The 12,645-nt window shown below is 73.4% G+C and carries 11 protein-coding genes; 4 read left to right on the plus strand and 7 right to left on the minus strand.

Features of this window, described 5'->3' with window-relative positions; genetic code table 11:
- Positions 1 to 146: 146 nt before the first annotated feature.
- Positions 147 to 443: an IS3 family transposase gene (locus OMK64_RS04760; RefSeq protein WP_272726908.1), complete on the plus strand. Its 297-nt coding sequence runs from the start codon at positions 147 to 149 to the stop codon at positions 441 to 443.
- On the opposite strand, the gene OMK64_RS04765 is transcribed toward OMK64_RS04760, so the two are convergent.
- From OMK64_RS04765 to OMK64_RS04795, 7 genes are all read right to left on the minus strand, one after another.
- The gene (locus tag OMK64_RS04765; protein WP_272726910.1) at positions 423 to 587 is read right to left on the minus strand and encodes a hypothetical protein; all 165 of its coding nucleotides are present in this window, start codon (positions 585 to 587) and stop codon (positions 423 to 425) included. The genes OMK64_RS04760 and OMK64_RS04765 overlap by 21 nt on opposite strands.
- A gap of 125 nt (positions 588 to 712) precedes the next feature.
- The gene (locus OMK64_RS04770; protein WP_272726913.1) at positions 713 to 1,981 is read right to left on the minus strand and encodes an alpha/beta hydrolase; all 1,269 of its coding nucleotides are present in this window, start codon (positions 1,979 to 1,981) and stop codon (positions 713 to 715) included.
- A 68-nt stretch (positions 1,982 to 2,049) separates the two neighbouring features.
- Positions 2,050 to 3,495: an MFS transporter gene (locus OMK64_RS04775; RefSeq protein ID WP_272726915.1), complete on the minus strand. Its 1,446-nt coding sequence runs from the start codon at positions 3,493 to 3,495 to the stop codon at positions 2,050 to 2,052.
- A complete protein-coding gene (locus tag OMK64_RS04780) occupies positions 3,492 to 4,055 on the minus strand; it encodes a GNAT family N-acetyltransferase (RefSeq protein WP_272726917.1) in 564 nt (187 codons plus the stop codon). The genes OMK64_RS04775 and OMK64_RS04780 overlap by 4 nt, the downstream gene beginning before the upstream one ends.
- A gap of 113 nt (positions 4,056 to 4,168) precedes the next feature.
- Positions 4,169 to 6,706, minus strand: a complete 2,538-nt coding sequence (locus OMK64_RS04785; RefSeq protein WP_272726919.1) for an FtsX-like permease family protein — start codon at positions 6,704 to 6,706, stop codon at positions 4,169 to 4,171.
- Positions 6,707 to 6,711: 5 nt separating this feature from the next.
- Positions 6,712 to 7,512 (minus strand): ABC transporter ATP-binding protein, encoded by an 801-nt coding sequence (locus OMK64_RS04790; protein WP_272726921.1) that lies wholly within the window; start codon positions 7,510 to 7,512, stop codon positions 6,712 to 6,714.
- 17 nt (positions 7,513 to 7,529) lie between these two features.
- Entirely contained in the window at positions 7,530 to 7,709 is a 180-nt protein-coding gene (locus OMK64_RS04795; protein ID WP_272726923.1) for a hypothetical protein, read from the minus strand.
- A gap of 137 nt (positions 7,710 to 7,846) precedes the next feature.
- Between OMK64_RS04795 and OMK64_RS21015 the strand changes: the two genes are divergently transcribed.
- The 3 genes from OMK64_RS21015 to OMK64_RS04810 all read left to right on the plus strand — a co-directional run bounded on the left by OMK64_RS21015 (position 7,847) and on the right by OMK64_RS04810 (position 12,636).
- Positions 7,847 to 10,555 carry an ATP-binding protein gene (locus OMK64_RS21015; RefSeq protein ID WP_272726925.1) on the plus strand — a complete coding sequence of 903 codons (2,709 nt, stop codon included), beginning with the start codon at positions 7,847 to 7,849 and terminating at the stop codon, positions 10,553 to 10,555.
- A gap of 811 nt (positions 10,556 to 11,366) precedes the next feature.
- Positions 11,367 to 11,729 (plus strand): hypothetical protein, encoded by a 363-nt coding sequence (locus OMK64_RS04805; RefSeq protein ID WP_272726927.1) that lies wholly within the window; start codon positions 11,367 to 11,369, stop codon positions 11,727 to 11,729.
- Positions 11,730 to 12,129: 400 nt separating this feature from the next.
- Positions 12,130 to 12,636 carry a DUF421 domain-containing protein gene (locus tag OMK64_RS04810; RefSeq protein WP_272726930.1) on the plus strand — a complete coding sequence of 169 codons (507 nt, stop codon included), beginning with the start codon at positions 12,130 to 12,132 and terminating at the stop codon, positions 12,634 to 12,636.
- Positions 12,637 to 12,645 lie beyond the last annotated feature (9 nt).

Raw genomic sequence — 12,645 nt, forward strand, 5'->3', positions numbered from 1 at the left:
CGCGTTCGCACCGTTGTCGCAGGTGGCAAGCCAGTCCACGACGGGCGGATCCCGGTGCCCCCATCCCTCGCGAGACTCGGGGAAGAGACAGGCGGATCGACTGTCGTGACGCGCTCGCCGTGCCGTTGACAACTGCAGCGGCCGCCGTGAGCACGGCCACGGAGGCGCCGTCGCGGTCGGTCGGCTCGACGGGCGACCGCTGTGACAACGCCCTCGCCGAAGCGTTCGACTCGCTGTTCAAGGCCGAGCTCGTGCGCAAGAAGGGTCCGTGGAAGAACGTCGACGACCTCGAGATCGCCCTCGCCGATTACGTCGACTGGTTCTACCACCGACGCCTGCACGGCGAGATCGGACTGGTCCCACCGGCCGAGCACGAAGCCAGCTACTACCGGCACACCCCCGCCGGGACTACCGTCGCGGCGTCAGCTCCGAGCCTCCACTGAAGCCGGTGCGACACAGCCGCGGATGAAGCCCGCGGTGGACGCGATGAAGTCCGCGGCGAGGTGGGGGTGGCCGATCTGCACGCCGATGAACATGGCGCCGGCCACGGCGGCGCCTCGCATGAGGGTCGAGGGTGTGATGGTCACGTCCGGCTCCTGTTCGTGCTCGCGCGGCGGGCGCCGCGCGAGCACGACGTAAGAACCGCGTTGGTGAGGACGGATCTCCAGACGATGTGACCGCCGATGTGATCCTTGGCCGCGCCCCCAGTACGTCACGGCGTGAGCGTTTGCCCCGTACGCAGCGAGGTGACGACGTCCAGGGCAGCCTGGCTCGTCGCGGCGGCACCGGTCGGGTCGGTGATCATTCCGCCGTGGTCGGCGCCCCTGACGACGCGGTGGGCGCTGTTGGTCGACAATCCGGCCAGAACGTCATGCGCGGCAGCGTCCTCGGCGTCCCGACCGAATGCGGCCGTCAGCACGATCAGCGGTCTGTCGGCGAAGTCTCCTAGGGCGGCGGCCTGGCGCGCCGAGGTGCTGCCCTGGACGTACTCCTCGAGCGTGCTGCGCACGCTGGCGGCGGTCGGCTGGTCGAGCAGGCGGGTCACGCCCAGGCGAGCCGCGGTGGATGTGAGGACGACCAGCCGGTCGCCGAGGTCGGCTGAGCCTTCCTGGTGCGCCGCGGTGTTCGGTGAATCGGGCGCGGGGGCGGGAGGTGTGGTGTCGACCAGCACCATGCCGGCGACGTCGTCGGGGTAGCGGGCGGCGAACGTCAACGCGTACAGGCCACCGAAGGAGTGCCCGGCGAGCACGTACGGTCCGGGCACCCCGCCTTCCTCGAGCAAGGTGTGCAGGTCCGTCGCGATCTGCTCGGCGTCCTGCCCGGTTGTCGCCGGTTCGCTCCATCCACGCCCTGCCCGGTCGTAGACGCACACGCGCGTCTGCTCAGCGATCACCGGGGCGACGAGCTCGAGCTGAGCGGCGACCATGCCCGCGCCGGGCTCCAGGACGACGGTCGGGTTTCCCGACCCGGCGCAGCTCAGGTGCAGGCGGTGCTCGCCCACCGAGATCAGGTGCCCGGGCACGGGGCGTGAGGCGTCCAGAGCTGCCTGCACGGTCTGGTACCCGCCGCCCACAGCGGCCAGCGCCAGGACCGCGAGGATCGGCCGGAGCAGCCACCGTCCCGCGCGGCTCGGCATGTCCCTCGGGATGTGGACGAACGCTCGCACGACCAGCACCAGCAGGACCGGTGGCCACACCCACGACAGTGGCTCGAGGGCCGCGGGCGCGACCAGCAGCAGAAGGCCGCTGAGCCCCATGAACACCGCGAGGGTGACCGCCCACCGCTGCGGCTGGTCGGTGAACCGGGTCGACACCGCAGCCAGCAGCGCCCAGCCGGCCGCCAGCCCGCACAGCACGGCGCCCGTAACTGCGGCTTCGGTCGGTGCGGTGAAGGGCGCCACGACCAGCAGTGCTGCGGCGGCCAGACCGACGGCCGACGACAGGGCCACGACCCGGCCGATGCGGCCCTGCGACGTGGACACCGTGCGTTGCGCCCGTGCGTCGCCCGCGCTGACCTCGGAGCCACCGGTGGCGGCCCTCCCCCGATCCCTCATCGGACACTGCCCGGGCCGCGGGCACCGGTGCGGCGGGTGAGCGCCACAGCGGCGGCGGTGAGCGAGACGACGGCCGCGACCGCGAACGCGGCGCCGAAGCCGTCGAGCGACAGCACGCCCACTGGCTCGGTGCCCCCACCGGCGGCGACGGCGACCGCGGTGAAGAGTGCCATCCCGAGTGCGGCGCCGACCTGTGTGGCCGAGCTGGACAGGCCGGAGGCCAGTCCCGCGCGCGCCTCGGGCAGCGCGGCGGCGACGACCATGGTGGTCGGTGTGAAGCTCAGCGCGACGCCCGTGGCCACGAGCAGCAGCGCGGGCAGCACGTCCGCGACGTACCGGGCCTCGACCGGGGTCCGGGCCAGCCAGAGCTGACCGGCCGCCAGCACCACTAGGCCCACCACCATGCTGCGCTCGGGCCCGATCGCACGCAGCACCTTGGGGAGCACGCCTAGGGAGACGACGAAGCCCGCGAGCGAGGTCGGGACCATTGCCACGCCTGCTGCCTGTGGCGCCAGCTGAAGTCCCTGCTGCAGGTACAGCGCGACGAGGACGAACGTGGAGGCCCGCGCAGCGCCACCGAGCAGCGCGAGCACCACACCGGACGACGCCGCCCGGGATGCGAGCGCCTCCAGGGGGACGAGCGGGTCGGCCGTCCGGTGCTCGATCGCGGCGAACAGGGCCAGGAGTGCGACCGCCGCAGCTGCGAAGCCGATCACGACGGGTGACAGCCCGTCCTCCGGGACCCGCAGCGCGGTGTGGACGAGGACGAGGACGGCGCCGGTGATGGTGGCCGCCCCCGCGGCGTCGAACCGGCGCCGGAGCTCGGCGCGCGCCCCGTCCAGCAGTCTGCGGGCGGCAAGGACGCCCACGACGGATACCGGGACGGTGGCGTAGAACACCCACGACCACCCCAGGGTGCCGCTGACCAGCCCACCGGCCAGGACGCCGGTCGCACCTCCCGCCGTCGATGCGGCTCCCCACACGCTCATCGCCCGGGCGCGGGAGGCGCCGGGGAACATCACCAGGAGAAGGGACATCGCTGCGGTGCTGAGCGCGGCCGCCCCGGCGCCCTGCACGATGCGCGCGCCGACGAGGACGACCTCCCCGGTCGCGGAGGCGGCCAGCACGGTGCCGGTCGTGAACACGGCCGAGCCCGTGACGAACATGCGCCGGCGCCCCAGCACGTCCGCAGCCCGACCGGCCAGGAGGAGCAGGCCGCCGAAGGCCAGGACGTAGGCGTTGACCACCCACGAGACGCCCGCCGGTGTGAGGGCGAGGTCGGCCTGGATCGAGGGCAGGGCGACGTTGACGATCGATGTGTCGAGCATGACGACGAACTGCGCCGAGACGAGCAGCCCGAGACCCGCCCGGCGCCGCTCCTTAGCGGGCGCGACCGAGGGCCCGGCGCTGCGGGAAGCGGGCGTGGTGACCGTGGCGCTCATCGGTCCTGCTCCGCGTCGGTCGGCGCGATGGCCTGGCGGTACGCCTGGGGGACCCAGGTGGCGATGACCTTGTCGCGCAGGGTCGCGCCGAGACGGACGTAGAACCACTGCGCTCGGGTGTTCTCGGGCTCCACCCCCCAGGTGAGGGTGAGCCCGTCGGGGTCGGCGAGCGAGGCCATGGTGGTCAGCAGGCGTCGACCGATCCCGGCGCTCCGCTCGCCTGGGCGGACGTACACGTCGTCGACGGCCAGGATGTCGTGGCCGCTCCACAGGTGGAGCCGGCGGACCGCCGAGGTGTACCCGAGGGCGTGGCCGTGGCGTTCGGCGATGAGGACGACGACGTCGGGCCGTGCGAGCAGGGACCGCCACCCGTCCGAGGTGACGTAGACGTGCTCGAGGCTGTCCTCGTGGGAGGCGATCTCGAGCACGAGCTCGTGGACGATGCCCGCGTCGGCCGGCGTCGCGCGCCGGATGGTGACGCGGTCCACGCCGTCGGCGAGCGAAGGCTGCGGTGCGGACTCGGAGGTTGCGTCGGGGGCCTGCAGGGGTGGCGTGCTCATGGTGGTCTCCTTGCTCGTGGTGCGTTCGGTCCACGGTCGCGCCGGTGCCCGGGTGCTCGCGCCGGTGGAATCACCGGGATCGCACGCCGGGGCACCGGCGGTCGGGGGTCGGGTCAGTGGGTGGCGATCGCTTCCAGGACGTCCATCCGAGCCGCGCGCCGGGCGGGTGCCAGGCCCGCGACCACGCCGGCGCCCAGGGCGACGAGCGCGACGGCGGCGAGCTGCCCGGCCGGCAGGGTGATGGCCAGTGGCGCCGTCCGGGCCAGGGCGGTGACGGTGACGGCGCCCATACCGGTGCCCAGCGCCAGGCCCAGGAGGCCGGCGAGGGCGGCGACGATGACGGCCTCGGACTGGATCATCGAGCGGACCTGGCGTCGGCTGGTTCCGACGGCGCGAAGGAGCCCGATCTCCCGGGTGCGCTCGGCGACCGACAGGGCGAGGCTGTTGGTGATGCCGAGCATCGCGATCAGGACCGTGAGCACCAGCAGCACGGTGACCAGGCCGAGGACCTGCTGGACCGTCGCCCCGCGAGCCGCCGCGGCGGTCGCCTGGTCCCGTACGTCGGCGGTCGGGTGGTCTGCCAGGGCCTCGCGGACCGCGGCCTGCGCCTGCTCGACCGGGATCCCGTCGGCGGCCCGGACCATGACGGCGGCGTCGACGTCCTCGGTGAAGTGCCGGGCGTAGGTCTCCAGGGACACCAGCCAGCTCGTCGAGAGTGCCTGGGCGTCGAGGGAGTCCAGGACCCCGACGATCTCCAGGTCCTGGTCACCGGTCAGGGAGAACGTCATCGTGACGACGTCACCGACCTGCAGGTCCCGCTCCTCGGCCACGGAGTCGGCCACGACGACCCCGCCCCCTGTGAGGGCGTCCAGGGAGCCGGCCAGCAGGTCCAGGTCGGCGACCATGGGCAGGGTCTCCGGGTCGATCGCGGCCAGCGCGTTGGTCTGCTCACCGTCGATCCAGTGCCCGTACTGGACGCGGGAGACGCCCTGGACCTGCGACAGGTCCGCGACGCGCTCAGCGGCCTGGGGCGAGAGACCGCCCAGCATCTCCGCTCGGGAGCTCTCCACGACCAGGTCGGCCGTGACCGTCTCGCGGTAGGAGCCGGACAGGCCGTCCTTGAGCGAGGTCGCCACGACGGTCATGAAGGCGATCAGCGCCAGGCCGAGCGCGAGCGCCATGGCGGTCGACGTGGTCCGTCGGGGCGCGCGCGCCGCGGACTGTCGCGCGAGCTGACCAGGGACCCCTGAACGGGCCAGGGGAGCTCCGACCGCCCGGGCCAGGACGGGCGTCAGGGCCGGGCCCTGCAGCGCGACACCGACGACGGTCGCCAGAGCGGCCGGAACGAGCAGGAGTGCGGGCGCCCCAGCGACGACCGCGGCCACTCCCGTCACGCCGAGGGCCAACGGAAGGGCCCGGGCCACGCGGTGCCGTCGGCTCGGTGCCGCCCCGTCGACGAGGTCGACCGAGCTGCGCAGCGCCTCGACCGGTGCGACGTGCGCGGCGCGGCGGGCGGCGCCCACCGCCGCCACGACCGTGACCAGCATCCCGACCGCGATCGAGACCGCGACCGTGGAGCCGGTGACCGTGGCACGCCCCTGCGGCAGCTCCATGCCGAAGCCGCTCGCCAGGACCCGCAGACCGTCGGCGGCCAGGATGCCCAGCCCGGTGCCCAGTACCGCACCGAGGGCGCCGATGAGCAGGGCCTCGGCCAGGACGGCCCGCGTGACTTGGCCGGCGGTGGCTCCCGCCGCCCGGACCAGCGCGATCTCGCGGCGCCGCTGGCTGGTGACGATCGCGAAGGTGTTGGCGATGAGCAGCGCGCCGACGACCAGCGCGGCGGCGGACATGGCGGTGAGGACCATGTCGAGGGATCCCAGCTGCTCCTGTGCCGCGGCGGCGCCGGCGTCGGCGGCGTCCTGCGCGGAGGTGACGGCGTAGTCGTCGCCGAGGTCGCCGCGCACCGCGGCGATGACCTCCTCGACGGTGCGGTCGCGTGTCGTGGTGACGAGCAGCTCGGACACGCCGTCGCCCAGGTCGAGCATCTTCTGAGCCTCGGCGAGGGAGACGAGCGTGACGGTGGCGCCGGGGATGCCGTCGCCGTCGCCGAAGCCGGCCAGACCCACGACCTGCAGCTCGGTGCGAGACTCGGTCAGGACGTCGACCCGGTCGCCGACCTCGACGCCGGTCTGGCCTGCGGTGGCGAGGTCGAGCACCACCTCGCCCTCGGCGACCGGCGCGCGGCCCTCCCGGATGGCGAACGCGCCGAACGGCTCGGGCGAGTAGGAGGACAGCATCGAGGCGCCGGTGGGGACGACCGCCTCACCGTCGACCTCCAGCAGGCCTTGCCCGTCGGCGACGGGCCGGACGTCAGCGACGCCCTCGAGGCCGCGGACGCGCTCGATGACGTGCGCCGGCAGCGGGTCTCGGTCGACCTCGACGCCCATGGCCTGGTCGAAGGTGGCAGCGTCGCGGACGGTGAGGTCCACGCCCGCGGCGGCGGTCGTGAACTGGTCCTCCAGGAGCCGTGCGGAGGTGTCGGTCAACATGAGGCTTCCGGACACGAAGGTCACGGCCAGGACGACGGCGAGCAGGGTGAGCGCGAAGCGGCCGCGGTGGGCCATGACGTTGCGCAGGGTGAGGTGCCACATGGTGATCAGGCCTCCGCCCGCGACGCGGGCTGCTCGAGCCCGGCCATGGTGGCCAGGACGGTGGGGACGGTGGGGTCGGTGAGGTCGTTGGCGGCGCGACCGTCGGCGAGGAACACGACGCGGTCGGCGTAGGAGGCCGCGGTCGGGTCGTGGGTGACCATGACGACGGTCTGTCCGAGCTCGCGCGCGGCCCGCTGCAGGAACGCCAGGAGCGCCTGCCCGTGCCGGGAGTCGAGGTTGCCCGTGGGCTCGTCGGCGAACACGATCTCCGGGCGGGTGACCAGGGCGCGGGCGACGGCAACGCGCTGCTGCTGCCCGCCGGACAGCTCGCTGGGTCGGTGGGTGAGCCGGTCCTGCAGCCCCAGGGTGGTGACCAGCTCCTCGAGCCAGAGCCCGTCCGGGGTGCGGCCGGCGAGCCTGAGCGGCAGGGCGATGTTCTCCGCCGCCGTCAGGGACGGCACGAGGTTGAAGCTCTGGAAGACGAACCCGAGCCGTTCGCGGCGCAGCAGGGTGCGCTGCTTCTCCGACAGGTCGGTGAGCTCCGTCCCGCCCAGGCGGATCGAACCTGCGTCCACCGCGTCCAGGCCGGCCATGGCGTGCATGAGGGTGGACTTCCCCGACCCGGAGGGGCCCATGACGGCCGTGAGCTGGCCGGCGGAGATGGTCAGGTCCACACCGTCGAGGGCGCGCACTTCGGTGGTGCCGTGCCCGTAGGTCTTGACGACGCCGCTGGCGACGGCGGCCGGTGCCGGTGTGGTGGCCGGCCGCGGGCCGGCCGCCGGTGCGGGGTGGGTGGTGGTGAGCATGGTGGTTTCTCCTCGTCTCAGTGCAGCGGTGCGGGTGTGTGGCCGGTGCGGGCGATGCCGGCGTCGACGTCGGTGCGGTCGACCTGGTCGTCGGCCAGGACGGTGATGGTGTGGGCGGTGTGGTCCACGGCGACCGGACGGATCCCGGGGACCCGACGCACGGTGCCGACGAAGATCGGCGGGGTGGACGACATCACGGGGTGGCTCCTGCTGGTGGTCGGGTGCGGTGCTCCGAGACTCCCCGCGCCGCTACCGGGTCCGCGCCGGTGAAATCACCGGGATCACCGGGGCGATCGGGGCCGTACGTCCAAGGGCGGGACTACGCTCAGGCGCCGTGATCGTGGGTCGTGAGGCGGAGCGCGCTGCCGTGGCGGCCGTGCTCGATGCGGCACGCCGCGGCGAAGGTGCCGCGCTGGTGCTGTCCGGCGAGCCCGGGGCCGGCAAGTCGGCCCTGCTGACCGACGTCCTCGCCGGTGTCGATGACCTGCGTGTCCTACGGGTGCGGGGCGTGGAGTCGGAGTCGCCGCTGGCGTTCGCGGCGCTGCACCGCCTGCTGCGCCCCCTGCTGAGCGGCACAGCGTCGTTGCCTGGGCGGCAGGCCGCGGCCCTGCGGGCTGCTCTCGGCCTCACCGACGCCGAAACCCCATCCGTCGACCGGTTCGCGGTGTACCTCGCGACGCTGACATTGCTGTCCGAGGCGGCGGCAGTGGTCCCGGTGGTGGTCGCCGTGGATGACGTCCACTGGCTCGACGACGCCTCCCGTGACGCGATCCTGTTCGTTGCCCGCCGGGTCGACGGTGAACGGCTGGCGATGCTCCTGGCCGTCCGCGACGAGGCGCCGTCCGGGACCGAGGACCTGCCCACGTTGACCGTCGGGCGCCTGGACTTGTCAGCCGCACGCGCCCTGCTCTCGGCCGAGGCCGGTGGGGACGTGCCGGAGGATGTCGCCCGGCATCTCCATGCGCGCACCGCCGGGAACGCGCTCGCGTTGTCCGAGCTGGGCCGCGTCCTGGACCACGAGGTTCTCCTGGGACGTGTGCCGCTGCCCGCAGATCTGCCCATGACCGGCGGCGTCGAGGCAGCCTTCCTCGAGCGCTACCGGCTACTGGACGACGCCACGCGCACCGTGGTTCTCGTGGCGGCAGCCGACGACGCCGGCGACCGGGTGACGATCGAGCGGGCTGCGCGCGCCCTGGGCGCAGGCGACGCTGCCGTCGAGGACGCGGCCCGCTCGGGCCTGCTGCACCTGCGGCAACAGCGGGTCGAGCTGCGCCACCCGCTGGTCCGTTCGGCGGTGTACGGCGGCGCGACACCCGGCGAACGACGACGCGTCCACGGTGCACTGGCGGACGCCCTGACGGCAGCCGGTGACGCCGACCGCCGCACGTGGCACCGCGCAGCCGCGACGGACCGCCCCGACGAGGATGTCGTCGCCGACCTCGAGGCGTCCGCCCGACGCTCGGCAGGCCTCGGCGGGCACGAAGCCGCCTCAGCCGCCTGGGAACGCGCCGCAGAGCTGAGCGCCGACCCGCTCCGACGGGCGCGACGCCTGCACGAGGCAGCCGACGCGGCCTGGACCGCCGGCCGCCCCGACCGGGCCGCGATCCTGGCCGACGCGGCCCTGCTCGCCGCCGAGGACCCGGCACTGCACGCCGACGCGACCTTGCTGCGCGCCCGGGTCGAGTGGAACACCGGCTCGGTCCACGTCGCCCATCACCGGCTGCTGGCCGAGTCCGCGGCCGTCGCCGACCACCACCCGATGCGAGCCCGCGAGATGGCCATGTTCGCTGCCTCGCTGGCTGCGACCGTCCCGATCGAGCCCGGCGTGGACCCGCGAACCTTCCTCGGCCAGCCGCAGACCGACCGGGAGCGATGCGTCGCGGAAGTGCTGCGCGCCTTCGTTCACATCACCCGCCACGAGTGGGCGCCGGCCGTGGCGGCGGTCCGCAGCGCCGAGGCCTACTCCGAGCACAGCCACTTGGGTGTCGACGGTCTCCTGGCGAACGTCGGCCTGGCCGCCATGCACGTCGCCCTCGACGACGTCGCCCTGCGCCTGCACGAGCGACTGCTGCACAGCGCCCGCGACGACGGCGCGCACATCATGGTGCTGTACGCCCTGACCCGCCGCGGCGGCATCGACGCCGTCCTGGGCCGGTGGGACCTGCTCGCCACCGGGGCGCAGGAGGCTCTGACCCTCGCCGAGGCCACCGGTCGAGCCGCGCTGACCGCGATGCCACGCGCATGGCTGGCCGTGGTCGCGGCGCTGCGCGGTGACGACGACGCGGCCGAACGCCTCGTCGAGCTGGAGGCAGCGGTCGCGACCGGTGCGACCGGCACGACAGAGGCGTCCGTGCGCGACCAGCTGCTGTGGGCACGCGCCCTCACGGCCGGGTCACCCGCCGCCGCCATCCACCACTACGAGCAGATGACGCACGGCTTCGCAGAGCGGATGAACGCTCTGGACCGCATCGAGACGGCCGCGCGGTCCGGGCGCCGCGACCTCGCCGAGCGATGGCTGTCGGACATCGCCGCGTTCGCCCGCGGCACAGGATCACCGTGGGCCGCCGCCGTCGCGGAGCACGGGCTCGCGCTGCTCACCGAGGGACCCGACGTCGGCGTGCACCTCCAGCGGGCCCTCGAGCTGCACGCGCAGGCCCGGCGGCGGGTGGACACCGCACGCACGCAGCTCGCCTACGGCGAGTGGCTTCGACGCGAACGACGGCGGGTCGACGCCCGCGCGCACTTGCGGGAGGCGCTCCACACCTTCGAGGACGTGGGAGCCCGGCGATGGGCGGAACGCGCCGCCCAAGAACTTCGAGCCTCGGGGGAACGCGTCGTCCGGCGGGAGGCCGGGAACGCGCCGGCGATGCTGACGCCAACGGAGCTGCAGGTCGCACGCCTGGTCGCGCGCGGCCTGCCCACCAAGGACGTTGCCGGCCAACTGTTCGTCAGCCCGCGCACAGTGGACTTCCACCTGCGCAACGTCTTCACCAAGCTGGGCGTGACCTCACGCGGCGAACTCGCACACGCCTCCCTGGAGTGAGTGCGAAGCGCACGCGGCCGGCCGCCACCAGGCTCGGCGGAGCAGGTTGCCCAGCGTCCCGGCCCGCCGCGCGGCTCGAGGTCGAGCGGACCCCGCTCGAACCCGCTGGAGCTCACGCAGGAGCCTCGTGCTCGGCGTGGTGCAAGTCCAGGGTGTCGAAGATGGCGTTCATCGTCGGGTCTGCTGCACGGATAGGTGACACCTGACCTGTGGGAACGAGGTTCCCGCTGGAAGGATGTGCACCGCGCCCAGGCCCTATCCGGTGGAGTCCTACTCGTGCAGCAGACCCGTTCTGCCCATGCGCGGCCCCAGGTGTGCGCGCATCACCACAGCTCACTCCGGCATGCAACGGTGAAGGATCAAGGGGCGCGGCGTAGGCCAACCGCGTACGCCAACCATTCGACGTCCGCCACGCTCCGTCACGATCCGGGAGCGTCCGCGCCTCACGCCCACCAGCGGGGATGAACGCCGCCGTGCGCACGCGGACGCCTTGCCGATCGCTGACACGGAAGAGGTCACTGGTTCGATCCCAGTATCGCCCACCAGCAACACAGCACGTCAGAGGGCCGTCACCGGGCAACCGGGGCGGCCCTCAGTCGTGCACACGCCAGTTCCGTACGCCATCTCCTCCTCAGAGGGCACGGGCGAGCGACGCGACGGCCGATCGCGAGCCGTGCCATCTCGGAGTCGCAGCAACTCGGCGCGCAACGGGTCGCGACAGGGGGCCTCAGAACGGCGGGCGCCGTCCCGCGCTCGGCTGCGACGAACGGGAATGGCGCCATGGGGGGTGACATCGTCCTTGCGCCGCTCGATGAAGCGCAGGACGACCTGGAGGTGCTCGCGCGCACTGCACGACGCGGTGTTCAGCGACCGGTGCCTGACGTTCCTCGCGTACGTCCTCGGTGAGGCCCGGTCTGACGCGGAGGTGGGGCGCATCTTCGACGAGGTCGTGGTGCAGCGGATCGCGCGCACCGTCGGGCCGGCCGTCGCCCGATCCGCCGGGACGATCGGCGATGAGGACGGTACGTCCGCAGCGGTGGCCCGCTTCCTCGGGGACCTGCTCGGGCTCGACCTCCTGCTCGCGGTCGCCGGTCGGCACCCCGACCCCGAGATGTTCGCCCACCGGCGACGGCCCGCCGTCGCGTCCGTCAGCCGAGGCGCGTCTGGCTCGTGAGCGAACCCCTCACGGCGATCGCCGTCACCGCGGCGACACGCTGACCACCGCACGAGCTCGTTCGCCTACCGCGGGTTTTACCCCGTGACGACGCGAGGACCTCCCTGAGGACGACCTCGTCCCGACAGCTCCTGCCCATCCCGCGGTCGGCGGTCTTCGGCAGGCGCACGAGCCGGAACGCCACGTTGCGGACCGCGAGCTGGCGCCTGTCCCGCGGCGCGAATGCCCGCCCGAGGCCCACTGCCGTCCCGTCGGGAGTGGACCAGGGAGGCGAGCCATCGCCGAGCCGTGGCCGACCGGCGGACCGAATCGGTCGTCACCGGCCGACGTGGTCACCGGGTGGCCGGGGAATCCACGGGCGCGCAAAGTGGAAGGCGATCCCCGACGTGAGGAGCTCGCAGTGTGGTTCGACGCATGGAGCGACGTCCTGCGTGTCGTGTCTGTCGGTGCGGCGGCGTACGTCGCGCTCGTCGTGGTGCTCCGCCTGTCGGGCAAGCGCACGCTCGCCAAGCTGAACGCCTTCGACCTGGTCGTCACCGTCGCGCTCGGCTCGACCCTCGCGACGATCCTCCTGAGCGCGGACGTCTCATGGAGCGAAGGGGTGGCGGCCTTCCTCGTGCTCGTGCTGCTGCAGCTCGTCGTGTCGTGGACCACCTCGCACGTCGGGCCCGGTCGTTCGGTGGTGACCGCTGGCCCGACCACCGTCCTGCGCGATGGCGCGCTCCTCGACGCTGCGCTGACCTCGCAGCGCCTGACGGCCGACGAGGTGCGCCAGGCCGTCCGCAGCAGCGGACTCGGCGGGCTCGACCAGGTCGCCCGCGTCGTGCTGGAGACCGACGGGACGCTGAGCGTCATCCCGACGAGCAAGCTCGGCGACGCGTCCGCGCTCGAACCCGACGACCGCTGACGTCCAGCC

Source organism: Cellulomonas fimi (assembly GCF_028527925.1).
GTDB classification, from domain to species: domain Bacteria; phylum Actinomycetota; class Actinomycetes; order Actinomycetales; family Cellulomonadaceae; genus Cellulomonas; species Cellulomonas fimi_C.

What these genes read in the sequence shown, in the direction of transcription:
- OMK64_RS04775 (WP_272726915.1), bottom strand. Translation starts at nt 3,495, where the DNA reads ATGAGCGCCACGGTCACCACGCCCGCTTCCCGCAGCGCCGGGCCCTCG.
- OMK64_RS04780 (WP_272726917.1), bottom strand. Translation starts at nt 4,055, where the DNA reads ATGAGCACGCCACCCCTGCAGGCCCCCGACGCAACCTCCGAGTCCGCA.
- OMK64_RS04785 (WP_272726919.1), bottom strand. Translation starts at nt 6,706, where the DNA reads ATGTGGCACCTCACCCTGCGCAACGTCATGGCCCACCGCGGCCGCTTC.
- OMK64_RS04790 (WP_272726921.1), bottom strand. Translation starts at nt 7,512, where the DNA reads ATGCTCACCACCACCCACCCCGCACCGGCGGCCGGCCCGCGGCCGGCC.
- OMK64_RS04805 (WP_272726927.1), top strand. Translation starts at nt 11,367, where the DNA reads ATGAAGCGCAGGACGACCTGGAGGTGCTCGCGCGCACTGCACGACGCG.